This is a genomic window from Amorphoplanes friuliensis DSM 7358 (genome assembly GCF_000494755.1).
Taxonomy (GTDB): Bacteria; Actinomycetota; Actinomycetes; order Mycobacteriales; family Micromonosporaceae; genus Actinoplanes; species Actinoplanes friuliensis.
In genome coordinates, this window is sequence record NC_022657.1 from 7,813,581 (window position 1) to 7,837,532 (window position 23,952).

Below are 23,952 nucleotides of genomic sequence, written 5' to 3' on the forward strand. Positions count from 1 at the left end.
GCAGGGTGCCGGGGTCGGCTTGCAGACTGCCTGCAACCGGCCTGCGTTTGTACACTCCCCCCGTGTTGACCTGCCACGTTCTCGGGCCGACCGAGATCGGCGCGGGTCGCGAGCGCGTCGACCTGGGCGGTCCCATGCCCCGCCGCCTGATCACCGCGCTGGTCGCGGCGGACGGGCGGCCGGTCAGCGAGGACACCCTGACGCTGGCGGTCTGGGGTGACGACCCGCCGGCAAGTCCCGCGGTGTCCCTGCAGGCCTACGTGTCGCGGCTGCGGCGGGCCCTCGGGCAGCACCGGGACGCGTTGGAGCGGGTCGGCGACGGCTACCGGCTGGCCGGTGCCGGCACGGACGTCGCGGACTTCGAGGCGGGTGTCGCGCGGGGTCGCGACCTGCTCGGTGAGCAGCGGCCGGCCGAGGCCGTCCGCGCCTTCGACGCGGCGCTCCGGCTGTGGCGCGGGGAGGCCTTCGCCGATCTCGGCGCGTCCGCGGAGATCGAGACCGACCGGGTCCGGCTGGCGGAGCTGCGCCTGGTGGCGGTCGAGGAGAGGCTCGCGGCCCTCCTGGCCGTGGGCGACGCACCCGGTGCGGTGGCCGGGCTGACCCCGGCGGTACGCGAGGAGCCGTACCGTGAACGCCGCTGGGAACTGCTCATCCTCGGCCTGTACCGCAGCGCAAGGCAGGCCGAGGCGTTGTCGGCGTTGCGCCGCGTCCGCTCCCTGCTGGCCGACGACCTGGGTGTGGACCCGGGCCCGGCCCTCCAGTCGCTGGAGCGCCGCCTGCTGTCCCAGGACCCGATGCTGCTGTTGCCACCTCCGCCGTCGCCGCCGTCGCCGTTGCCGCCCACGTCGTCGGAGGTGACACGTCCGCTGTCCACCTTCGTGGGACGCACAGCCGAGCTCGGCACCCTCACCGCCACTATGCGCACCGCCCGGCTGATGACCCTGGTCGGCCCGGGCGGTGCCGGCAAGACCAGGCTCGCGGTCGAGTACGCCGCCACGAGCACCGGGAGCGACGGCCCCTGGCTGGCCCGTCTCGCCGACGTGACGGACCCGGCCCTGCTGCTGTCGGCGGTCGCCACCGCCCTGGGCATCCGCGAGACCCCCGCAACCGACGACCGGACGGGTGCCACCGACGGTCTTGCGAGCACGGACCTGGCAGGGTCCGGGTCTCCGGTCACGAGCGCCAGCGAGTGGAGGCCCGGGCCCGGTGTCGGCGGGAGCGGCGGTCTGTACTCCGACGGACGCACGACAAGAGCCTTTGAAGGAAGCGCGACCGGAAAAGCCCTGGTCTCCGCGCTGACGGGCCGCGAGGCGCTCCTCATTCTGGACAACTGCGAGCATCTGGTCGGTGCGGCCGCCGACCTGGTCGTGGGTCTGCTGGCGCGCTGCCCGCGCTTGCGCATCGTGGCGACCAGCCGCGAGCCGCTCGGGGTGGACGGTGAGCGGCTGCTGCCCGTGACTCCGCTGCCGTCCGGCGCCGCAGTCGCGCTGCTGGTGGATCGGATCGGTGCGATCCGGCCGGGCTGGCAGCCGGATCCCGAAGATCTTGCTGAGCTGGCGCGACTGGCCGAGGCGCTGGACGGGATTCCGCTCGCGCTGGAGCTGGCGGCGGCGCGGGCCCGGGTCCTCGGCCTCGGTGAGCTGGTCGCGCTGCTCGGCGAGCGGTTCCCCGAGCTGGGCCGGGTGCCACGGGGTGCGCTGACGCCGCACGCCACGCTCGAGGCGACCGTGGCGTGGAGTGTGGATCTGCTGTCCGTGGCCGACCGGGCGCTGCTGCTGCGGTTGTGGCCGTTCGAGGGTGGTTTCACGCTGGAGGCCGCGGCGGCCGTCGGCTCGGACCTGGAGGCCCTGTCTGCGCTGGTCACGCGGTCGGTTGTGGCCGCGGACACGACGGTCGCACCAACCCGCTACCGGCTGCTGGAGATCATCCGGGCGTTCTGCCGGGAGCGCGACCCCGACCCGGCGGCGAGCCGGGCCGCCCACGCGGCGTGGGTCCGCGCCCTGGTCGATCGGTCGTCGAAGGAGTTGCGCGGGGAGCGGTCGGCGCGGGCGATCCGGGTGCTCAACCGCGAGCTGCCCAATCTGCGGGCCGCCCTGGCCCACGATCTGGTGGCGGATCCGGCCGCGGCACTGCGGACGGCCGGACGGCTGGAGTGGTTCTGGTTCCGGGGCGGGCACGTGTCCGAGGGGCTGCGGCTGCTCACGGCCGCGCTGGCGGGCGCGCCCGCGGCGGACGACGTGACGCGGGCCCAGGCCTGGGCGTCGTGCGGGATCCTGCACTACATCGCGGGCAACCTGGACCGGGCCGCCGAGTGTCTGCGCCAGGCCAAGGACCTCCTCGCCGAGCCGCCGGACCGCGACGGGTGGCGGCTGCTCGGACAGGTCCTCTACTACGAGGGCCTGCTGTGGAGCCTCTGGGGCGATTTTGACCGGTCCCGCCTGCGGGCCACCGAGTCGATCGCGGTGAGCCGGCGGATCGGTGAGGAGTGGATCGAGCCGGCCGGAGCGATGACCCTGGGTACGGCCCTGGTCGGACTGGGTCAGGTGGAGGAAGGCCGGACCGTGCTGGCGGACGCGGCGGCCCACGCCGGACGGCTCGGACAGAACTGGATCGCCGGCATGAGCGAACTGCTCCTGGCCCGTTCGTGGTTGCAGGTCGCGGACCCTTCCCCCGCGGCCGCGCTGGACGCCCTGCGGGGAGCCGTGGACCGCTTCCGTGAGGAGGACGACATCGGGGATGTGCTCGCGTGCCTGCACAGCGGCGCGTACGCCCTGGTGCTGAGCGGCCGCCTCGCCGAGGGTGCGACGCTCCTCGCCTCCGTACGCCGGCACGGGCGCCGCCGCGGGATGAGCCTGGAGGCGAGCGATCCGGCCACCAGCGCCGCGCTCGCCGGTGCGGGTGTGCCCGAGGCAGCCGGCACGCTCGACGAGGCCGCGATGATTGCGCTGCTCCAGTCCGGGCAGGATGAGGAGCATGCCCGAAGGTGACACCGTCTGGAACACCGCCCGCGTGCTGGAACGCGCCATTCAGGGTGAGGTGCTCACCGGCTCCGACTTCCGCGTGCCGCAGCTCGCGGCCAAGGACCTGACCGGCTGGACGGTGGCCGAGTCGGCCAGCCGCGGCAAACACCTGCTGCTGCGGCTCACCCGTGACGGCGACCAGCCGCTGACGCTGCACTCGCACCTGCGCATGGACGGCGCCTGGCGGGCGTACGCGCCGGGGGAACGCTGGGCCGGGCGACCCGCCCACCTGATCCGGGTCGTGCTGAAGACCGCGCGGTCGGTGGCGGTCGGATATCACCTGCACGAGCTGGCGCTGGTGCCCACCGCGGACGAGGACTCCCTCGTCGGCCACCTCGGGCCCGACCTGCTCGGCGCGGACTGGGACCCCGACGAGGCCGTCCGGCGGATCGCCGCCTCGCCCGACGTCCCGATCGCCGAAGCGCTGCTCGACCAGCGCAACCTCGCCGGGGTCGGGAACCTCTACAAGGCCGAGACGCTGTTCCTGCGCGGGCTGTGGCCATGGACGCCGGTGTCGGCCGTCCGCAACCTCGAAGGCGCGGTCAAGCTCGCCCAGAAACTGGTGGCGTCCAACCGCGGACGGTGGACGCAGACCACCACCGGATCACTGCGGCGCGGGCAGACGAGTTACGTCTACGGCCGGCGGGCCCAGCCGTGCCGGCGCTGCGGCTCGGCCATCCAGAAGGAGGACCAGGAAGAGCGGATCACCTACTGGTGTCCGCGCTGCCAGCCGAAACCGTCCTAGGCGGCTGGTGTGCTGGGCCGCCGGAGCTCCGACAGGCCCTCGGCGACACCCCGCAGGCGGTCGGTCGCCTCGATCAGACCGGTCAGCGCCGGATGCTGGTCCGTCGCCGGGTGGCCCTCCTCCGCGACATAACTCGCCGCGGCGGCCACCAGCCGCTCGTAAGCGGTCACACCGTCGGTGAACTGGCTCGCGAGACTCTCGTGGGCGTGCTCGATGCCGGGGCGCTGATCAGGCGGGCTGAGCGGGATCGCCCGCTCGACACTTGCCACCCGCTGGCCCAGGTCACGCAGCCACTGCTCGGCCACGGCCGCCTCGAGCATCGCCGCCTCACCCGCACCGGTCAGCCGGCCGGCCAGACCCACGAGCGTCGCCGACGCACGGTCCAGCCTGTCCCAGGCCAGAGCAACAGCCGAACCCCGCAGCGCGTAGCGGTTCTTCTGCCGGCGGACCTCCTGGAGGACCTGACGGCCGGCCGGGAACCGCTCGACGGCGGCCACCAGTCGCTGCCCGGGAATCGCCGGCTCCGGGGCCGGCGGCGCCGGAAGCGCCGCCAACTCCCGGTGATCACTCCAGCGCCACCAGGCCAGCGCCACGGACACACCCGCCGACGCCGCCCAGGCCGCGTCGGCCAGACCGATCCCCGCGTACGGGGTGAGGACGGCAGCGGCCGCGGTCAGGCCACCTCCGAGGACGCTCCACCGGCGCGCCGAACCGCGCAGCCGCTTGAGCCGCCGGAAGTACCTGGTCCGCTCGTCCACCGTCCACTCCTCCCGTGAACGCGGCGCGTCAGCCTGCGGCCGACGTGTCTCCGCGCTTGGCATTCATGCTGGCCCGGATCTCGTCGAGCCGTGCCACGCTGGCCGGGTCGGCTGCCGGAGCCGCCGCCTTGCCCTGCTCGACCGCCGGCTGGGCCGCCTGGCCACCGAGCTGATCGCCGGCCATGCTCGCCCGGATCTGCTCGAGACGGGACGAACCGGCCATGTCGAGGCTCGACTTCTGCACCTCGAGCATGCGGCCCTCGACGGAGTTCGACGCCAGCTCGGCGCGCCCCATCGCGTTCGCGTACCGCTGCTCGATCTTGTCGCGCACCTCGTCCAGCGACGGGGTGTTACCCGGCGCGGAGAGCGACGACATCGACTCCAGCGACTTGGCGACCGTCTCCTGCATCTTGGCCTGCTCGAGCTGGCTCAGCAGGCGGGAACGCTCGGCGATGCGCTGCTGGAGCACCATCGCGTTGTTCTCCACCGCCTTGCGGGCCTGGCCGGCCGCCGAGAGCGCCTGGTCGTGCAGCGTCTTCAGGTCTTCCATCGACTGCTCGCCGGAGACCAGCTGGGTGGCGAGCGTCTGAGCCGTCGACTCGTACTTCTGCGCCTCGGACTCGTCACCACCCGAGCGTGCCCGGTCGGCCAGCACGAGGGCCTGGCGAGCCATGCCCTGGAGCTTCTCGACCTCGGACATCTGCCGGGACAGCTTCATCTCGAGCTGCCGCTGGTTGCCGATCACGGCGGCGGCCTGCTGCACGAGCGCCTGATGCTGACGCTGCGCATCCTCGATGGCCTGCTGGATCTGCACCTTGGGATCGGCGTACTCATCGATCTTCGCGCCGAAGAGCGCCATCATGTAACGCCAGCCCTTGACGAACGGGTTCGCCATATCCGCGGTATCCCCTCAATGTCGCTCAGTCGGACGCGCCACCGACGCGGGACCGAGGGGTCTTCACGATGGCGCGGAGTCCATCGTGTCAGCTCCATGCCACCGGCGTCACGTGACCTCGGGGGGATCTCAGGGTCTTGCGAGGGTTCCCCCGACATCGAGGCTACGCGCCGATACGCGTTCCGGCGACGCCGGAACGCGAGCGGACGGTGAGAAGGATCAGGCGGCGTAGACGATGTCGCGCTCGCGCTTGCGAGTCGCGTGCAGGGTCGCCTTGAGCGGCGATTCCTGGCGCACCGAGACCGAGACGGACCCGTCGGATGTGACCTGGCGTACGGCAGGAGCGTCGCTGCTCTTGACGTTCTTGGCCGGAGCGGGCTTGACCGCGCCCGCACCACTGCTCTCGATCGGGGCGGGCTCCAGCGGAACGAGCACACCCTCCATGCCGTCCATGCCCTCGGCGAGCGCGAGCGTGCCGCTCACTTCACCCAGGACCTCGGACAGCCGGGCACCCAGGGCCTCGCAGATCGCGGACAGCAGCTCGCTGGATGCTTCCTTCTGGCCACGTTCGATTTCGGAGAGATACCCGAGGCTGACGTTGGCGGCGGTCGACACCTCACGCAGCGTGCGGTGCTGACCCTGCCGGCGCGCCCGAAGTGCGTCACCGATAACCCGGCGTAGCAGGACCATGGCACCTCCTCCTGCGGCGGGGCCACCGGCAACCGCCGGAGGCTTCCCGCAACCGTACCCGCTGCGGGCGACGCCGACATCCCGCCCCGCCGAAATCCGGGGCGGGCGGGAACGGGCGTCTGCCCGCGGGGCTGCTGATACGGGCGTGGGCCCTCGCGAGCCCAGTCACCCGCATGAGTCAACGTGGCAGGTCAGCCGGGGATTCCCGCGCCCGCTCCGCGCTGCTCAGCGCAGTTCGGTCGCCAGGAGCTCGAGCACCGCGGACACCGTGGCGGTCCGGATCGCGTCTCGCGAACCGGACAACCGGAGCTCACGGACGGCTGTCCGGCCCGGGCCCGCGGCGGCGATGTAGACCAGCCCGACCGGTTTGCCGTCCTGCGGGTCCGGCCCGGCGACGCCTGTCGTGGCGAGACCCCAGTCAGCACCACAGCGTGACCGGGCACCTTCCGCGAGGGCCAGCGCAACATCGGGATCGACCGCTCCCCGGTCGGCCAGCAGCGCCTCGTCGACCCCGGCGAGCGAGTGCTTGAGGTCGGTGGCATACACGACCAGACCACCCCGGAAGGTGGCGCTGACGCCGGGGACCTCGACGATCGTGGCCGCGAGCAGTCCGCCGGTCAGCGACTCGGCGACGGCGAGGGTCTGCCGGCGCTCGATCAGCGCTCTGGTGGCCTCGGCGGCGATCATGAGGCGCGGCGGCGCAGACGCAGGGCCTGGAACACGTAGTCGACGCCCGTCACCACCGTCACGATCAGGGCGGCGATCATCAGCAGGGTGCCGATCAGGTCGAACGGCTCCGGGACGGGCCACAGGAACCACGCGATCGCGGCGATCTGCAGGGCGGTCTTCAGCTTGCCGCCCCGGCTGGCCGGGATGACGCCGTAGCGGATGACCCAGAACCGCAGCGCCGTCACGCCCCACTCGCGGACGAGGATCAACCCCGTCACCCACCACGACAACCTGTCGTACGCCGACAGGAGCACCAGCGCGCTTCCGGTCAGCGCCTTGTCCGCGATCGGGTCGGCGACCTTGCCGAACGAGGTGACCAGCTCGTAGCGCCGGGCGATCCACCCGTCGGCGAAGTCGGTGGCCGAGGCAAAACAGAAGGTCAGGCAGGCCGCCATCCGCCAGCCGGACTCGGCCATGCCCGAGACGACGACAAACGCGACGAACACGGGGACGAGCACGATCCGGGCAGCCGTCAGGACGTTGGCCGGGTTGTAGAGCGAGACCGGCCGCGGCGCGGCCACCGGAACCGGCTCGTCGGTCACGACGCGGCCGTCGCTGCCACTGCCGGCGGAGCGGCGGAGATCATCCCGACCGGCACGGCGACCAGGTCGACACCCTCGGTGGCGGTGACCCGCGCCCGGACGAAGTCGCCGGGCCGCAGCGCCGCGAGATCAACACCCTCGTCACCCGCGACCAGCATGGTCGAACCGTCGACCTCGGGCGCCTGGTGCTCGGACCGGCCCTCGACCTCACCGTCGGCGATGCTGTCGACCAGCACCTCGACGATCGACCCGAGCCGGTCCTCGGCCCGCTGGGCGCACAACTCGTCGGCCAGGTCGCTGATCCGCGAGAAGCGGCGCTTGATGGTGTCCTCGTGGACCTTGCCGTCCAGGCCGACCGCCTCGGTGCCGTCCTCGTCGCTGTAGTCGAAGACCCCGATCGCGTCGAGCCGGGCCTCGCTCAGGAAACGCACCAGCTCGTCGACGTCCTCGCGGGTCTCCCCCGGGAAGCCCACGATGAAGTTGCTCCGCGCACCGGCCTCGGGGGCGAGCTTGCGGGCGGTGGCGAGCAGCTCCAGGAACCGCTCGGTCGACCCGAAACGGCGCATCCGGCGCAGCACCGGCTCGCTGGAGTGCTGGAACGAGAGGTCGTAGTAGGCGGCGACACCGGGCGTGGTGGCGATCACCTCGACCAGACCGGGCCGCGTCTCGGCGGGCTGCAGATAGCTTGCCCGCACCCGCACGATGCCGTCGACCGCGGCGAGCTGCGGCAGCAACTTTTCCAGGGCCCGCGGGTCGCCGAGGTCCTTGCCGTACGAGGTGCTGTTCTCACTGACGAGGACCAGCTCCCGGACGCCGGACCGGGCCAGCCACTCGGCCTCGGCCAGCAGCTCCTGCGGATCCCGGGACACGAACGCGCCGCGGAACGCCGGAATGGCGCAGAACGAGCAGCGCCGGTCACACCCACTGGCCAGCTTGAGACTGGCAACGGGACCGTTGTCGAGCCGCCGACGAAGCACCTTGCGCAGGTGAGCGGGCGTGTGCTCGTCAACGGTGGCGTGACCCGGCACGACCACCTTGGCAGCCTGACGCGCGACGGGAGTCAGCGGCAGCAGCTCACGTCTGTCCCGCGGGGTGTGCGCGTCGAACCGCTCCCCCGCCAGCACGCCGTCGAGCCGGGCCGCGATGTCGGTGTAGTCGTCGAACCCGAGCACGGCCTGCGCCTCGGGCAGACTCTCGGCGAGCTCTTTGCCGTACCGCTCGGCCATGCACCCGGCCGCAACGACCTTGGCCCCGGTGTCGGCGGCGGCGAGCAACGTCTCGATGGAGTCCTGCTTGGCCTTCTCGACGAACCCGCAGGTGTTGACGAGCACCACATCGGCGCCGTCGGCATCCGTGCTGACCTGCCAGCCACCGGCGTCGAGACGGGCGGCCAACTCCTCGGAGTCGACCTCGTTACGGGCGCAGCCGAGGGTCAGGAGCGCAACACGGCGGGGGGAAGGGGTAGCGGACACTCCGCCAAGGTTACCGGGAGGGCGTTCGGTGGTCGTCCTCCGCACGGATGCCTGTGGACAACGTCCGCCACCGCGTGTTCATCCGGGGCCGGTACCTTCCGCGCCCATGCGCCGTGCGAGGACCGAACTTCTGCTGCTGGGCGCCCTCGCCCTGCTCGCCGTGGTGGTCCGCTGGGTGAGCCGCGACGAGATCACCGCAGACATGCGAATCTTCCTGCAGTGGTACCGATGGCTCGACGAGGCGGGCGGTTTCCCGGGCCTGGACAGGGAGATCGGCAACTACAACGCGCCGTTCCTCTACCTGCTGGCGACCCTGACGTACCTTCCCGGACCGGCCATCCTCAAGATCAAGGCAGCCTGGACCGTCTTCGACGTGCTGCTGGTGTACTTCGGCTACCGCATCGTCGCCCTCCGCTACACCGGCTGGCGCGTACCGGCCCTGGCCGCGTCGGTGCTGGCCTTCCTGCCGACCGTGGTGGTCAACAGCTCGTTCTGGGGGCAGTGCGATGCGATGTGGGCGTCGTTCTGCCTGGGTGGTCTTTACTTTCTCTTGCGCGGGCGGCAGTGGCATGCCGTGGCCCTGCTCACCGTGGCGATCGCCGTCAAACCGCAGGCCGTCTTCATCTTCCCGACGCTGGTCCTCCTGCTGCTGGCCGGACGCCAGCGGTGGCGAACACTGCTGGCCGCGCCCGCGATCTACATCACACTCGATCTGCCCGCGATGCTGCTGGGCCGTGACCCGATCGAACTGCTCACGCTCTACAGCCCGGCCCGGCAAACCTTGCACGTCCCGGACCTGACCTCCAAAGCCCCGACCTTGTACGCCTTCCTGCCGGTCACCACGCGGCTCGACACACTCCGAACTCTGGGGTACGTCTTCGCTGCCGTCCTGGTGCTCGGCGTGATCTACACGCTGATCGCGAGCCGCGCCAAGCTGGACGCTGACCGGCTGGTGACTGCGGCCGCACTGTTCTCGATCCTCGTGCCGTTCGTCCTGCCGGGCATGCACGACCGCTACTTCTTCCTGGCCGACGCGCTGACGGTGATCCTCACGTTCTACCGGCCCCGCCTCTGGCTGGTACCGCTGCTGGTGCAGGTGGGGTCGCTGTTGTCCTACCCGCGATTTCTGTTTCAGGGGGCTGAGCACGGCTCGTTTGTTCCTCTGCCGGTGCTGGCCGCGCTGATGCTGACGGCTTTGTTGATCACTGCTCATGCCCTCGTGCAGGATCTCCGCCCGGGGCTTTCGCACGCCACTGGGTTGAATCAGGCCGCCGAACCGCTTGTTCGACGACGAGGCGCCGCCGACCACGATCCAGGTTCCTCGGCGTGGGAGCGCCGGTCTTCCATGAAGCGTGAAGCCGCAGGTGATCCCATCCGCGACCGCAGGGACCGCGAGTACGCCGACCAACGCCCACCACGGCCAAACCGACGCACGACAATGCCGCGTCCCTTGTCGGCCGACAAGGCCCAACTTCAAGCAAGTAGGGCCATCCGGAGCGCGAGAAGACCCCGACTTCCTTGAGGTTGGGGTCGATCTTGAAGATCACTTCTCCGGCCAACGTCCACCCGCCGGCGACTCGCAGCGGCCGTCGAGGCCCAACTTCACGGAAATAGGGCCATCCGAGCGCGAGTGGCCGCCGTCCGCGCCGCAAACCGCACGCCCGGCTGGGACACCGAGCTCGCCGCAGCCGCGAGAAGAGCCCAACTTCCCTGAAGTTGGGGGCGTCGGCTGCGGTGGCGCCCCCAGCCTGTGGGCGGCCTCCTCGACCTGCAGGGTGGCGTCGTGTTCGATCTGCGGATACGCCCGCAGATCGCTCCTCCCGCCCAAAGCCCACCACCGCTACCTCGACGCGCAACAAATCCCGCAGCAGCGGGAACGACCCCAACTTCCAGGAAACAGGGCCGTCGGGCAGCCGCCGATGCCCCAACCTCAAGGAAGTAGGGGCATGAGGCAGCCGCTGATGCCCAACCTCAGGGAAGTAGGGCCATCAGGCAGCCGCTAACGCCCCAACTTCAAGGAAGTGGGCGCACGAGGGAGCCGCTAACGCCCTAACTTCACGGAAGTAGGGGCCTCAGGCAGCCGCTGATGCCCAACTTCACGGAAGTAGGGCCATCAAGCAGCCACTAACGCCCCAACCTCAAGGAAGTGGGCGCACGAGGGAGCCGCTAACGCCCCAACTTCACGGAAGTAGGGGCCTCAGGCAGCCGCTGATGCCCCAACCTCACGGAAGTAGGGCCATCAGGCAGCCACTAACGCCCCAACCTCAAGGAAGTGGGCGCACGAGGGAGCCGCTAACGCCCCAACTTCACGGAAGTAAGGGCATCAGGCGGCCACTGACGCCTCAACCTCAAGGAAGTAGGGCCATCGAGCGTGAGGAGACCCCGACTTCTTTGAAGTTGGGTCGATCTTGCGGACGCGCCAGCAAGATCACTCCCTCGGCGACAACCTGACGCTTCGGAAAGCCACGACCCGCAGTGGCCGGAAGCCCGGAACCTCCACGGCCATAGCGAGCGGTAAGCCCAACTTCACGGAAATAGGGCCACCACGCAGCCAGCAAAGCCCAACTTCACGCAACCAGAGCCGCCACGCAGCCAGCAAAGCCCAACTTCACGCAACCAGAGCCGCCACGCAGCCGACAAAGCCCAACTTCACGGAAACAAGGCCATCGCGCAGCCGATAAGGCCCAACATCCAGGAAGTAGGGCCTTCCGAACGCGAGGAAACCCCGACTTCCTTGAAGTTGGGTCGATTTGGCAGACGAAGCCTGCGTGTCACGAGTCGACCCGGGTCAGTCGACGCGGAGGGTGGCCAAGGCTTCTTCGAGCTCGTCCGGCTTGATCAGGACGTCTCTCGCCTTGGAGCCCTCGGACGGTCCGACAATGCCGCGGCTTTCCATCAGGTCCATCAGGCGGCCGGCCTTCGCGAAGCCAACCCGAAGCTTCCGCTGCAGCATCGAGGTCGAGCCGAACTGGCTGGTGACCACAAGTTCAATGGCTTGGATCAGCACCTCAAGGTCGTCGCCGACCTCTTCGTCGATCTGCTTTTTCTTGTTCTCGGGCGGGGTCGTCAGATCCTGGCGGAATTCAGGTTCGCGCTGGTCCTTGCAGAATTTGACGACGTCCTGGATTTCTTTTTCGTCGACCCAGGCGCCTTGGAAGCGGGCGGGTTTGGACGCGCCCATCGGGAGGAAGAGGCCGTCGCCGCGGCCCAGGAGCTTTTCCGCGCCGGGCTGGTCGAGGATGACGCGGGAGTCGGCGAGGGACGAGGTGGCGAAGGCCAGGCGGGACGGGACGTTGGCCTTGATGAGGCCGGTCACGACGTCGACCGAGGGGCGCTGGGTGGCCAGGACCAGGTGGATGCCGGCGGCGCGGGCCAGCTGGGTGATCCGGACGACGGAGTCTTCGACGTCGCGGGGGGCGACCATCATCAGGTCGGCGAGCTCGTCGACGATCACCAGGAGGTACGGGTAGGGCTTGATGACCCGGTCGACGCCGGGCGGGGCGACGATTTCGCCGCTGCGGACCTTGCGGTTGAAGTCGTCGATGTGGCGGACGCCGTTGGCTGCCAGGTCGTCGTAGCGCATGTCCATCTCGCGGACGACCCATTCGAGGGCGTCCGCCGCCTTCTTGGCGTTGGTGACGATGGGGGTGACCAGGTGTGGGATGCCCTCGTAGGCGGTCATCTCGACCCGTTTCGGGTCGACGAGCAGCAGCCGGACCTCGTCCGGGGTGGCGCGGGTGAGGATCGACACGAGCAGGGAGTTGAGGCAGGAGCTCTTGCCCGCGCCGGTCGCGCCCGCGATCAGGATGTGGGGCATCTTTGCGAGGTTGGCGACGACGAAGCGGCCTTCGATGTCCTTGCCCAGGGCGACCAGCATCGGGTGGTGGTCGGCGGTGGCGGCGTGGGAGCGGAGCACGTCACCCAGTGACACGTTCTCCGGGTCGGTGTTGGGGATCTCCACGCCGACCGCGCTCTTGCCCGGGATGGGGCTGAGGATGCGCACGTCGGGGGACTTCACGGCGTACGCGATGTTGCGGGAGAGCTGGGTGATGCGCTCGACCTTGACGCCGGGGCCGACCTCGACCTCGTAGCGGGTGACCGTCGGGCCGCGGGTGAAGCCGGTGACGGCCGCGTCGAGGTTGAACTGGTCGAAGACGCCGGTCAGGGCCGTCATGATCTCGTCGTTGGCCTTGCTGCGGGACTTCGGTGCCGCGCCCTTGCCGAGGAGGTTCGGCGGGGGCAGGCGGTAGTCGCCCTCGACGGCGGAGATGTCCAGCTGCTCGGCGCGGGTCGGGAGCGGTGAGTGCTCCGGGGGGTCCTGGGCCTTGCGGCTGGCCGGGACCTTCTTGGCGCGGGGCAGCATGACCGTGTCGTGGACGATCGGGTCCTCGTCGTCGGTCTCCGGCTCGGGGGCCAGGCCGATGTCGGCGAGTGAACCCTGACGGCGGCGCGAGGGCGCACGACGTTTCGGCTCCTCCGGGTCGTCGTCCAGGTCGGGCAGGTCGGGGTCGGGCAGCGGCGCGCGGGCCGACGAACGGCCGAGGAGCACGTCGGCGAGCAGCATGACTCGCTCGGGGATCTTGTTGATCGGCGTGGCGGTGATGACCAGCAGACCAAAGATCAACAGCAGGACCAGCAACGGTACGGCGACCCAGCCGGTCACGGCGCGCTCGAGCAGCGAGCCGACGCCGTACCCGATGAGTCCGCCGGAGCTGTTCATCTCGACGTCGCCGGACGGGCGCTGGGCCACGTGCAGCAGGCTGGCGGTCGACACGACCAGGGCCGTCCAGCCGACCACCGAGCGGCCACGGTGTTCCGGATCGGCGGGCTTGCGCATGAACCGGACCGCGCCGTAGAGCAGCAGCAGCGGGAGCAGCGTGCCCAGGCCGCCGAAGAAGAGCCGGACGGCGTCGGCGAGGCGAGCACCGACGGGACCGGCCGAGCCGGCCCAGACAGCAACGCCGACTAGGATGGCCAGACCGAGCATGAGCAGGCCCGCGCCGTCGCGGCGGTGCTCCGGATCGATCTCCTTGGCCGTCGCCGCCTGCTTGCCGACACCGCGGGCGACCCAGCCGACGCTGTGCGCGACACCCATCCACAGGGCGCCGGCGCCACGGCCTAGACCGGTCGCGACAACCGAGCCGACACCGGGGCGGGCGCGGGTCGCGCTCTTGGCCCGGGTACGCGCAGCCGGCCGTGCTGCGGCCTTGCGGGCGGGCTGACGTGCCGCCGGTTGCCGGGCACGCGTCGTCGCGGCACCGCGCGTGCTGGACGCGGCGCGGCCCCGGCTCGCCGGAGGAGTTCGGCCCGCCATGCCCAATACCGTAACCGCGCCACGCCCGCGAGGACGCGCGCCGCACCGTGACCAGGTTTCGCTTTTCAACCTGATTAGGATCCTCAGCATGTCCGTTCTGCCGCAACCGCTCAGCCACGAGATGATCGTGGATGCGCTGAACGCCCGCGAGTTCGCCCACTTCGTCGACGACGACGGAGACATCGGCGGGAACTGGCAGGGTTGCCTGATCTACTTCTTCCGGCTGGGCAAGGAGCAGGAGGTGCTCCAGGTCCGCTCGCTGACCCGGACGGTCTTCAGCACGGACGACGTCCCCCGCCTGTACGCGTTCTGCAACGCCTGGAACCACGACCGGCTCTGGCCCAAGGCGTACGTGCACACGGCCGACGACGGCACGGTGCGGGTCGTGGGTGAGGTTGTCGGCGACTGGGAACGTGGTGTCACGCCGGAGCAGCTCGACCAGGTCATGATCTGCGGGATCGCGACGGGCTGCGAGCTAGCCGACGCGGTCGCCGAGCTCTGAGCGGGAGCGCGAGCGAGAACGCGAGCGCACCACCAGGCCCGCCCACGACGTCAGGATGACCACGGCGACCACGATCCGGGCCACCCACTCGTAGCCGTGGGGGTAGAACACGCCCGCGACGTGGGTGTCGAGGAAGCCACCGTTCAGGGCGGGCAGCCCGGCGCCTTCCCGGCCACGGTCCTCGAGCCAGGTCAGTGGGCAGGACAGCCCGGCCACGACGATGACGAGCAGCCAGGTCGCGCTGAGCACTTGCAGCCAGAGCAGCTTCGGCCAGCGCCACGCCAGGAAGCCGCCGAAGATGCCGAAGGCCAGGAACGCAAAGTGCGCGCCCACGGCAGCGGCGATCAGGATTCGGTAGCCCACGGGCTCAACGGTAAACGCAGCGCTGCCCGCGCGGGACGGAGGATGACCCGCGCGGGCAGCACGTCTTGGGGTGGTGCGGTTGGTCAGTTGCGGTGGTGACCGCGACGGTGGTGACCGCCGCGCTGCTGACCGGCGTCGTCGTCCTCGGCGGGCGGCGGCGTGGCCTCCTCGTCGGCCGGCGGTGTGGTGGCCTCGGCCGGCGGCGTCGAGGCCTCCGCGCCACCACCCGAGCCGGAGCCCGTGGTGAGCAGCGTGAGGTTGTTGACCTCGAGGATCTCGGTGATCGGCTGGAAGAACGTCTCGCCGCCGACCGTGCAGTCGCCGGAGCCGCCGGAGGTCACGCCCTGGGCCTGGTCACCCGAGAGCCACGGGCCACCGGAGTCACCACCCTCGGCGCAGACATCCGTACGGGTGAGGCCGGTGACCGCACCTTCGGGGTAGTTCACGGTCTGGTTCTTGGCCAGGATCGTGCCGCAGAACGTGCCGGTGGTGGAGCCGGACCGGCACACCGCGGCACCGACGGGCGCCTCGGTGCTGCCGCCGACCGGCAGCGCGTTGCCGTCGAAGTCGTTGACGAACGGCTGCAGCGTCACGCCGGCGTTGGTCTCCACGACACCCATGTCGGCGGTGCCGGGGAAGACCGAGGCGACAACTTCACCCTGGTCCAGATTTTCCCGGTCGGTGGTCGGTGTGCCCTCGGCGCCGCAGTGGCCGGCGGTGACGAACCCGCCCTCGACCGCAAAGCCGATGGAGCAGCGCGCCTGACCGCCGCCGATGTTGACGAAGTACGGCTCGGCGCCGATGACGTCCGCGAACGTCCGCGGGGCCTTCTTGGTGACTACGACCTTCACGGCCGCCGCGGGGAGGCCGGCGTCCTCGGCCAGCTCCCGCGCGTGGTCGGTGTCGCCCGGGAGCGCCTGCACGACGACCTTGTTGGCCGCGACGTCGACGTACCAGCCGGGGAGGTCACGGTCGGCCTTGGTGGCCTCGGCGTCCAGCGCCTTCTTCGCGCCGTCCAGCTCGGTCACGCTGCGCTCGACCAGCTTCGGCACGGCACCCGCTGCGCGGACCTGACCGGCCAGTCCGGCGTCGGTGATCCCGATGTTCAGCGTGGTGCCGTCCTTGCCGAGCCAGGAACCCGCGTACGAGTCACCGGAGGCGCTGCGCAGCTGAGCGGCGACACCGCTGGCCCACGCGGCTCGCTTCACGCGGGCCTCGGCCTGGTCCGTGCTGACGCCGAGGTCCCGCTTCATCGCGGCGAGCAGCTGAGGTGCCACTGCGCCGGTCGCCTGCGGCGCGGAGCGGCGAGACGGGCTCGTGCCCGCCATCGACGGCAGGGTGAACGCCACCGCCGCTCCCGCTGCCGTCACTGTCGCCGCGATCGCGACGACCGTTCTGCGCTGCATTCGTAACTCCCCTCGCATCGAGTGCCGTGGGGGCGGCACCGTGCCCTCAGATACGCAGGGAGGTCGCGGCCGGATCAAAAAATCCGGTATTCACAGAAAACTATGTCTGTCGATCACACCTCGACGACGGTCGGGACGATCATCGGGCGACGCCTGTACGCGTCGTTCACCCACCGTCCGACCGTGCGCCGGACGACCTGTTGCAGCTGGTGGGTGTCGGTGATGCCGTCCTCGGCCGAGCGGTGCAGCGCGGCGGTCAGCAGCGGGATCACGGGGTTGAACGCGTCCGGGTCCTCGGAGAAGCCCTTCGCGGAGATGCTGGGCTCGCCGACGACCTTCCCGGTGACCGAGTCGATCACCACGGTGGCGGAGATGAAACCGCCGTCGCCCAGGATCCGCCGCTCGGTCAGCAGCGACTCGCTGACGTCACCCACGGCGAGGCCGTCGACGTAGACGTAGCGGTTCTTGACGCGGCCCACGTGCCGGGCGTGTCCCTCGACGAGGTCGACGACGTCGCCGTCCTCGCAGAGCACCACGCGGTCGGGTGCGACGCCGGACTCGATGCCGAGCTGGGCGTGGGCGCGCAGGTGCCGCCACTCGCCGTGGACGGGCATCAGGTTGCTCGGGCGGACGACGTTGAGCAGGTAGAGCAGCTCACCGGCCGGGGCGTGCCCGGAGACGTGCACCTTGGCGGTGTCCTTGTGCACGACCGTGGCGCCGGCCCGGGCGAGCTGGTTGATCACCCGGTAGACCGAGGTCTCGTTGCCGGGCACCAGCGAGCTGGCCAGCACGACCGTGTCGCCGGACTCGATCGTGATGTGCCGGTGGTCGCCGGTCGACATGCGGCCCAGCGCGCTCATCGGCTCGCCCTGGGACCCCGTCGACATGAAGACGATCTCGTCGTGGGGCATCGAGGCGGCCTCGTCCAGGCTGACCAGCAGGCCGTCCGGGATACGCAGCAGACCCAGGTCACGGGCGATGCCCATGTTGCGGACCATCGAGCGGCCGATCAGGGCGACCTTGCGCTCGTACTCGTACGCCGCGTCCATCACCTGCTGCACGCGGTGCACGTGCGAGGCGAAGCTGGCCACGATGATCCGGCCGCGCGCCTTGGCGAAGAGGGCACCGAGGACCGGGCCGATGTCGCGTTCGGGGGTGACGAAGCCGGGGACCTCGGCGTTGGTGGAGTCCGAGAGCAGCAGGTCGACACCCTCGGCCCCGAGCCGGGCAAAACCGGCCAGGTCGGTGATCCGGCCGTCCAGCGGCACCTGGTCCATCTTGAAGTCGCCGGTGTGCAGCACCAGGCCGGCGGGGGTCCGCACGGCCACGGCGAGCGCGTCGGGGATCGAGTGGTTGACCGCGAAGAACTCGCACTCGAACGGCCCCAGCCGCTCGGTCTGCCCCTCACGCACCGTCAGGGTGTACGGGTCGAGCCGCCGCTCGGCCAGCTTGGCCTCGACCAGCGCGAGGGTGAACTCGGAGCCGACCAGCGGAATGTCCGGCTTGAGCGCCAAGAGGTACGGCACGGCGCCGATGTGGTCCTCGTGACCGTGGGTCAGCACGATCGCCTGCACGTCCTCGAGCCGATCACGGATCGGGTCGAAGTCGGGCAGGATCAGGTCGACGCCGGGTTGCTCGACGTCCGGGAACAGCACCCCGCAGTCGACGACGAGCAGCTTGCCGTCGTACTCGTAGACAGTCATGTTGCGGCCGATGGCACCCAGGCCACCGAGCGGGATGACGCGCAGGGCGCCCTCCGGCAGCGGCGGTGGTGGTTCCAGCTCGACGTGTGCCTGGCTCAAATGCTAGGCCTCTCTAATTGGTGCCGAGGGGCTGTCCCGCCGCGGCGGCGTCCTCGAGCAGTTGGTTCGTTTCGGCCTCGGTGGCGTCGACCAGCGGTGAACGCACGGGTCCGGCGGGCAGCCCGAGGGCGCGCAGTCCGGCCTTGACGAGGATGGTGCCCTGGGTCCGGAAGATGCCGGTGAACAGCGGCAGCAGCTCGCGGTGCAGCGTGAGAGCGCCGGCGACGTCGCCGCGCTCGTACGCCTCGATCATGGCCTTGGTGCGGGGGCCGATGAAGTGGGTCGAGGTGCCGACCACACCGACCGCGCCGATCGACAGCAGCGGCAGGATGGCGGCGTCCTCGCCGGAGTAGTACGCAAGATCGGTGCGGCGCAGCACGTCGGCGCTCCCGGCGATGTCGCCCTTGGCGTCCTTGACGGCCACGATGCCGGGGTGCTCGGCCAGGCGGACCAGCGTCTCGGTGGCGATGGGCACACCGGCGCGGTGCGGGATGTCGTAGAGCATGACCGGCAGCCCGACGGAGTCGGCGACAGTCGTGAAGTGCCTGATCAGGCCGGCCTGCGGCGGCTTGTTGTAATACGGCGTCACGACCAGCAGCCCGTGCGCGCCCGCCTTCTCCGCGGCGCGCGACAGCTCGACGGTGTGGGCGGTGTTGTTGGTGCCGACTCCAGCGACGATCCGGGCGCGGTCACCCACGGCCTCGACGACGACCCGCAGCAGGGTCTCCTTCTCGGCGTCGGTGGTGGTCGGGGACTCACCACCCGTCCCGCTGATCACCAGGCCGTCGTGACCCTGCTCGTCCACCAGCCACGTGGCCAGCTTCGCCGCGCCGTCGACATCGAGGGAGCCGTCCGCTGTGAACGGGGTCACCATGGCCGAGAGCAGCCGGCCGAAGGGCCGCGGGTGGTCGTGCGTCATACCGACAACTTATCGGACGGCCGGAGAGGTTTCCCCGTCGCCGGTGTGCCCGGGCTCCCGGCCTCAGACGTAGAACGACGTGAAGGGTGCCCAGGGGAGGTTGCGCAGGACGCTGAAGATGCCCCAGGCGGCGATGAAGACGCCGATCACTCCCGGGCTGAGGTTCAGCTGCGGGATCTTCCAGCCGAAGAGCCGGCGCCCGGCCCAGGCGACGTACATGTAGAGCAGGAACGGGACCACGAAGACGAACAGCGCGTGGTGGCGCGCGGCGGCCGGGATGTCGCCGTGGAGGAGGTACCAGGCGGCGCGGGTGCCGCCGCAGCCCGGGCAGATGAAGCCGGTGGCGTACTTGAGCAGGCAGGTGGGCGCCGCGCCCGCGTTGGCCTCGGTCGGACTGGTCGCGTAGGTGTAGCCGACCGCACCGGCCATGCAGACGAGCATCGCGGCGGGGGCGACCCAGACCGGCGAATCGCGCCACTTGCGCTGGATGAAGCGGGTCACACGGTCCTGCTGCGGCTCCTGGTAACCCGGGTACTGCGGAGGAACAGGCGGGGGGCCCGTGACCGTGCTGCTCATGGGCGCCACGCTACACCTGGGGAGGCAACCTTCAGCGCGGCCGTGAGGGGCCCCGCCAGGTCACCTCGCTGCGGTGCGGCGACCTCCGTCAGGCCCAGCCAGCCGGCCAGCCGGTGCAGTTCGGCCGCCAGGGCGGTGGCCGTCTCCTCCTGGTCAGCGGCGGGCTCGAGCCAGGCCGCCGGGATCTGGAGCACGCCGGTCTTGCGGTCGGCCTTGAGGTCGACCCGGGCGGCAAAACTGTCACCGAGCAGGAACGGCAGCACGTAGTACCCGTAGAGCCGCTGGGCGGCCGGGACGTAGATCTCGATGCGGTAGTTCATGTCGAAGAGCCGCTCGGTGCGGGCACGCTCCCAGATCAGCGGGTCGAACGGGCTGATCAGCGTGGCCGCGCGCACCTTCCTGGGCAGTTTGGCCTCGTGGTGCAGATAGGTGGGCCCCTTCCAGCCGGGCACGGTCACCGGGAGCAGCACCCTGTCCTCGACCAGCTCGGCCACAGCCTGCTTGAAGCCGAGGACCGGCAGCCGGAAGTAGTCGCGGAGCTCCGGCTCGGCGGCCACACCGAGCGACCGGGCCGCCAGCTCGACCAGGGCCCGGAACGAGTCCTGCGGTGACGGTGTCGGGATGTCGAGCACCTGCCCCGGGATGACCCGCTCGGTCAGGTCGTAGCGCCGGGCGAACGACGTCGTGCGGTCGGAGGCCGAGACCTGACCCGTGTAGAACAGCCACTCGAGAGCCTGCTTGACGAGCGACCAGTTCCACCCCCAGTTGTCCTTGGAGCGCGGCACGTCGTGCTCGATCTGGGCCGCCGTGATCGGGCCCCGGTCGCGGACCTCACCGAGCACCCGGGCGACCAGCTCGGGCTGCTGCTGGGCGACACGCACCATGCTGCCCCAGGCGTAGTCGGCGGCATTGTCCATGCGCCAGCGGAACAGCGGGTGGAGGTCGACCGTGATCAGCGACGCCTCGTGACCCCAGTATTCGAACAGCTCGCGGGGGCCCCGGTAGGCCGCGCGGTCCAGCAGCTCCGGCGCATAGGGGCCGAGCCGGCTGTAGAGCGGCATGAAGTGGGCCCGCTGGAGGACGTTGACCGAGTCCATCTGGATCAGGTGCAGGCGGCGCAGCACCCGGCGCAGATGACGCATGTCGGTGGACCCGCCGGGGACGGGATCGGTGAAACCCTGCGCGGCGAGGGTGATGCGCCGGGCCTGCGCGACGGAGAGAGTGTCGGGTACGGGCACAGAACAGGACGCTAGACGAGGGGTGTGACAAAGTGCGCCCATGGTCGACATCCGTCCGCTGACCGACGCCGACATCGACGGTGTGGCAGTGGTGCACGTCCGCAGCTGGCAGGTCGCCTACGCCGGGATCGTCCCCGCCGAGCACCTGGACCGGATGGACCCGGCCGTCAACGCCGAACGCCGCCGCACGCGCGCCGAGATCCCCGGTTCGAGGACGCTCGTGGCCGACGACAACGGCACCGTGGTGGGTTTTGTGTCGTTCGGGCCGTACCGCGTCGATCAGGGTGACGGGGTCAACCCGGCGCTGGGCGAGCTCTACGCGATCTACGTCCACCCGGACCGGTGGCATGCCGGGATCGGCCGCCGGCTGCTGCGGGCCGCCCGCGCGGAGCTGACCGCGGCGGGTTACCCGGTGATGCGGCTCTGGGTCCTCGAGGACAACCACCGGTCCCGCCGCTTCTACAGCCGGGCCGGTCTTGCACCCGACGGTGAGCGCAGCATCTACACGCCGCGGGGCACCACGGTGGAGCTGCCCGAGATCCGCTACTCGGCCCGTCTGTAGGCTGCCGGGCATGGCACTCGGCTTCGTCCGTCCGGCCCGTCCCGAGGACGCCGGCGAGATCGCACGCATTCAGCTGTCGACCTGGCGGACCGCCTACCGGCGGATGTTCCCGGCGCACGTGCTGGCCAACATCGACGAGGCCTACCTGGCCCGGGGCTGGTCCGAGGCGATCACCTCCCCGCCCTCACCGCGGCACCGGGTGCTCATCGCCGTCGAGCAGAGCGAGTCCGCGTCGCCGGTGGTCGGCTTCGTGGCCGCCGGACCGGCCGACGAGCAGGCCCTGGCGCCCGAGGAGCCGGCACTGCCCGACGACATCGCCGCGATCACCGACCTGCTGGTCGAGCCGCGCTGGGGGCGCCGCGGGCACGGCAGCCGCCTGCTCGCCGCGACCGTCGACCTGTGGCGCGAGGACGCGTTCAAGGGTGCGGTGGCCTGGTCCTACGACGCCGACGACGCGATGAAGAAGTTCCTCGTCTCGACCGGCTGGGAGCCCGACGGCGCCGCCCGCGCCCTGGACGTCGACGACATGCTGGTCCCCCAGCTGCGCCTCCACGTGCAGCTTTAGCCCTTGTCGGCGCCCTCCGTAGCGCCGCGGACGAAGTAGCGCTGGAAGACCACGAAGATGATCGCCACCGGGATGGTGGCGAGCAGGGCCGCGCCGAGCTTCAGCGGATACTGGTTGCCGGCGCCGAGCGAGCCACTGACCAGGTCGGCCAGGCCGCGCGGGAGCGTGAACAGCGACGGGTCCTGCACGGCGACGACGGTGTGCGGGAACTCGTTCCACGACCCCTGGAACGCCAGGATGGTCAGCGTGATGAGCGCCGGGCGGGCCGACGGCAGCACCACCGACCAGAAGGTCCGGAAGACACCGGCGCCGTCGATCCGGGCGGCCTCCTCGATGCTGACCGGCACCGAGTCGAAGAACTGTTTCATGATGAAAACGCCGGCCGCGTCCACCATGATCGGCACGATCAGCCCGGCGTAGCTGTTGTACATGCCCAGCTGGTTGAGCACGAGGAACTTCGGGATCAGCAGGACCACGGGCGGCACGGCCATCAGCGCGATGACCCCGGCGAAGAGCACCTTGCGACCGCGGAACTGCAGCCGGGACAGCGCGTACCCGGCCATCGAGTTGAACAGGACCCGGGTCAGCGTGACGACCACGGTCACCAGGACCGAGTTGCCCAGCCAGGTCGGGAAGCCGGTGCCGTCGAAGATCCGGGCCACCGAGTCGGTCGTGAACGGGTGCGCGAGCGGCGACAGGGGGTTCGCCGCCGCGTCGGCCTCGGTCTTGAACGAGTTCCCGATCTGGATCACGAACGGGTAGAGGAAGAGCAGCGAGAAGAAGACCAGGATCGTGTACCCGGCGAAGCGGGTGGTGAGCGTACGCATCATTTCTCCCTCAGCGCGCGCCGCTGCAGCAGGGTGAACACCACGATGATCAGGAACAGCACGAACGAGATCGCCGCGCCGGAGCCGTAGTCGAAGTCCCGGAACGCGGTCCGGTAGGACAGGTACGCGGGTGTCAGCGTCGTCTTGGCCGGATCACCCTGACTCATCACGTAGATCTGGTCGAAGACCTGCCACGTGCCGATCAGTCCCAGTGTCAGCACCAGGAAGAGGGTCGGCCGCAGCTGCGGCAGCGTGATGTGGCGCAGGCGCTGCCAGCGGCTCGCGCCGTCGATCAGCCCGGCCTCGTCGAGCTGGACCGGGAGGTTCTGCAGCGCCGCCAGGAACATCAGCATGAACGTGCCCGAGGTGGTCCAGACGACCAGCGCGATGATGGCGCACATCGCGACGCTGGGCCCGGAGGTCCAGTCCCACCAGGTCAGGCCGAGGACGCCGTGCCCGGTCAGCGCGGCGGGCGGCGCGGTCGAGTCGAGCAGGCCGACGCCGTCGAGTGCCAGGTGCAGGACACCGCGCGGATCGGAGAACCACTGGGGGCCGTTGATGCCGAGGAAGCTCAGGATCTGGTTCACCGCGCCGGTGTTCGCGAACATGAAGAGGAAGACCACGCTGACGGCGACCGAGCTGGTCACCGACGGGAAGTAGAACGCGGTCCGGAAGAACGCCTTCCGCTTGTTGACCACGAGGGCCAGCCCCAGCGCCAGCACGGTCTGCAGCGGCACGACGGCCAGCACGTAGTAGGCGTTGTTGCGCAGGCTGGTCATGAAGTTCTGCCGGGCCAGCCCGTCCTCGCTGAACAGGCCGGTGTAGTTGTCCAGACCGGCGAGGGGCACTCCCGACCGGAACGGGCTGCCCTGCCCGTTCCAGTCGGTGAAGCTGACCCAGAGCGCCATCAGGATCGGCACCAGCATGAACACTCCGAGGACGAGCACCACGGGTGCGACGAAGAGCCAGCCGGCCACCCGCTCGTTGCCGCGGATGCCGCCCCGCTTACCGGCGACGGAGGACAACG

Annotated in this window: 21 protein-coding genes; 6 read left to right on the forward strand and 15 right to left on the reverse strand. The window is 70.4% G+C overall.

Features of this window, described 5'->3' with window-relative positions; translation table 11 throughout:
- Positions 1-62: 62 nt before the first annotated feature.
- Positions 63-2,987: an AfsR/SARP family transcriptional regulator gene (locus AFR_RS44280; RefSeq protein ID WP_023561747.1), complete on the forward strand. Its 2,925-nt coding sequence runs from the start codon at positions 63-65 to the stop codon at positions 2,985-2,987.
- Positions 2,974-3,765, forward strand: coding sequence for a DNA-formamidopyrimidine glycosylase family protein (locus AFR_RS35960; RefSeq protein ID WP_023561748.1), 792 nt, complete (start codon positions 2,974-2,976; stop codon positions 3,763-3,765). Before AFR_RS44280 ends, AFR_RS35960 begins: the two co-directional genes overlap by 14 nt.
- Here the strand turns inward: AFR_RS35960 and pspM are convergent.
- The 6 genes from pspM to rimO all read right to left on the reverse strand — a co-directional run bounded on the left by pspM (position 3,762) and on the right by rimO (position 8,851).
- Positions 3,762-4,523 carry a phage shock envelope stress response protein PspM gene (pspM, locus tag AFR_RS35965; RefSeq protein ID WP_023561749.1) on the reverse strand — a complete coding sequence of 254 codons (762 nt, stop codon included), beginning with the start codon at positions 4,521-4,523 and terminating at the stop codon, positions 3,762-3,764. The two genes, AFR_RS35960 and pspM, sit on opposite strands and share 4 nt — an antisense overlap.
- 28 nt (positions 4,524-4,551) lie before the next feature.
- Positions 4,552-5,418, reverse strand: a complete 867-nt coding sequence (locus AFR_RS35970; RefSeq protein WP_023561750.1) for a PspA/IM30 family protein — start codon at positions 5,416-5,418, stop codon at positions 4,552-4,554.
- A 219-nt stretch (positions 5,419-5,637) separates the two neighbouring features.
- A complete protein-coding gene (locus AFR_RS35975; protein ID WP_023561751.1) occupies positions 5,638-6,108 on the reverse strand; it encodes a helix-turn-helix domain-containing protein in 471 nt (156 codons plus the stop codon).
- A 225-nt stretch (positions 6,109-6,333) separates the two neighbouring features.
- Positions 6,334-6,795 carry a CinA family protein gene (locus AFR_RS35980; protein ID WP_023561752.1) on the reverse strand — a complete coding sequence of 154 codons (462 nt, stop codon included), beginning with the start codon at positions 6,793-6,795 and terminating at the stop codon, positions 6,334-6,336.
- Positions 6,792-7,379, reverse strand: coding sequence for a CDP-diacylglycerol--glycerol-3-phosphate 3-phosphatidyltransferase (pgsA, locus tag AFR_RS35985; RefSeq protein ID WP_023561753.1), 588 nt, complete (start codon positions 7,377-7,379; stop codon positions 6,792-6,794). Before pgsA ends, AFR_RS35980 begins: the two co-directional genes overlap by 4 nt.
- A complete protein-coding gene (gene rimO / locus AFR_RS35990; protein WP_041841396.1) occupies positions 7,376-8,851 on the reverse strand; it encodes a 30S ribosomal protein S12 methylthiotransferase RimO in 1,476 nt (491 codons plus the stop codon). Before rimO ends, pgsA begins: the two co-directional genes overlap by 4 nt.
- A 106-nt stretch (positions 8,852-8,957) precedes the next feature.
- Between rimO and AFR_RS35995 the strand changes: the two genes are divergently transcribed.
- Entirely contained in the window at positions 8,958-10,373 is a 1,416-nt protein-coding gene (locus AFR_RS35995) for a glycosyltransferase 87 family protein (protein WP_023561755.1), read from the forward strand.
- Positions 10,374-11,639: 1,266 nt separating this feature from the next.
- Here AFR_RS35995 and AFR_RS36000 read toward each other — a convergent pair.
- Positions 11,640-14,165: an FtsK/SpoIIIE family DNA translocase gene (locus AFR_RS36000; RefSeq protein ID WP_041841397.1), complete on the reverse strand. Its 2,526-nt coding sequence runs from the start codon at positions 14,163-14,165 to the stop codon at positions 11,640-11,642.
- Between the two features lie 88 nt (positions 14,166-14,253).
- Here AFR_RS36000 and AFR_RS36005 point away from each other — a divergent pair, with 88 nt between their 5' ends.
- Complete coding sequence (locus AFR_RS36005; protein WP_023561757.1) at positions 14,254-14,667, forward strand: type III secretion system chaperone family protein; 414 nt, start codon at positions 14,254-14,256, stop codon at positions 14,665-14,667.
- Here AFR_RS36005 and AFR_RS36010 read toward each other — a convergent pair.
- The 6 genes from AFR_RS36010 to AFR_RS36035 all read right to left on the reverse strand — a co-directional run bounded on the left by AFR_RS36010 (position 14,641) and on the right by AFR_RS36035 (position 20,971).
- Positions 14,641-15,030, reverse strand: a complete 390-nt coding sequence (locus tag AFR_RS36010) for a DUF2784 domain-containing protein (RefSeq protein WP_023561758.1) — start codon at positions 15,028-15,030, stop codon at positions 14,641-14,643. The genes AFR_RS36005 and AFR_RS36010 overlap by 27 nt on opposite strands.
- 83 nt (positions 15,031-15,113) lie before the next feature.
- Positions 15,114-16,436, reverse strand: a complete 1,323-nt coding sequence (locus AFR_RS36015; RefSeq protein WP_023561759.1) for a S1 family peptidase — start codon at positions 16,434-16,436, stop codon at positions 15,114-15,116.
- A gap of 113 nt (positions 16,437-16,549) precedes the next feature.
- Positions 16,550-18,238, reverse strand: coding sequence for a ribonuclease J (locus tag AFR_RS36020; protein ID WP_023561760.1), 1,689 nt, complete (start codon positions 18,236-18,238; stop codon positions 16,550-16,552).
- A gap of 13 nt (positions 18,239-18,251) precedes the next feature.
- On the reverse strand, positions 18,252-19,157 hold the full coding sequence (gene dapA / locus AFR_RS36025) for a 4-hydroxy-tetrahydrodipicolinate synthase (protein WP_023561761.1): 906 nt from the start codon (positions 19,155-19,157) through the stop codon (positions 18,252-18,254).
- Positions 19,158-19,220: 63 nt separating this feature from the next.
- Positions 19,221-19,733, reverse strand: coding sequence for a DUF2752 domain-containing protein (locus tag AFR_RS36030; protein WP_052359547.1), 513 nt, complete (start codon positions 19,731-19,733; stop codon positions 19,221-19,223).
- Complete coding sequence (locus AFR_RS36035) at positions 19,730-20,971, reverse strand: winged helix-turn-helix domain-containing protein (RefSeq protein ID WP_023561763.1); 1,242 nt, start codon at positions 20,969-20,971, stop codon at positions 19,730-19,732. The genes AFR_RS36030 and AFR_RS36035 overlap by 4 nt, the downstream gene beginning before the upstream one ends.
- 40 nt (positions 20,972-21,011) lie before the next feature.
- Between AFR_RS36035 and AFR_RS36040 the strand changes: the two genes are divergently transcribed.
- Positions 21,012-21,533, forward strand: coding sequence for a GNAT family N-acetyltransferase (locus AFR_RS36040; RefSeq protein ID WP_023561764.1), 522 nt, complete (start codon positions 21,012-21,014; stop codon positions 21,531-21,533).
- Positions 21,534-21,543: 10 nt separating this feature from the next.
- On the forward strand, positions 21,544-22,098 hold the full coding sequence (locus tag AFR_RS36045; protein WP_023561765.1) for a GNAT family N-acetyltransferase: 555 nt from the start codon (positions 21,544-21,546) through the stop codon (positions 22,096-22,098).
- On the opposite strand, the gene AFR_RS36050 is transcribed toward AFR_RS36045, so the two are convergent.
- Together AFR_RS36050 and AFR_RS36055 are read right to left on the reverse strand one after the other, a co-directional pair.
- Positions 22,095-22,925 carry a carbohydrate ABC transporter permease gene (locus AFR_RS36050; protein WP_023561766.1) on the reverse strand — a complete coding sequence of 277 codons (831 nt, stop codon included), beginning with the start codon at positions 22,923-22,925 and terminating at the stop codon, positions 22,095-22,097. The two genes, AFR_RS36045 and AFR_RS36050, sit on opposite strands and share 4 nt — an antisense overlap.
- The gene (locus AFR_RS36055) at positions 22,925-23,950 is read right to left on the reverse strand and encodes a carbohydrate ABC transporter permease (RefSeq protein WP_023561767.1); all 1,026 of its coding nucleotides are present in this window, start codon (positions 23,948-23,950) and stop codon (positions 22,925-22,927) included. The genes AFR_RS36050 and AFR_RS36055 overlap by 1 nt, the downstream gene beginning before the upstream one ends.
- Between the last annotated feature and the right edge of the window lie 2 nt (positions 23,951-23,952).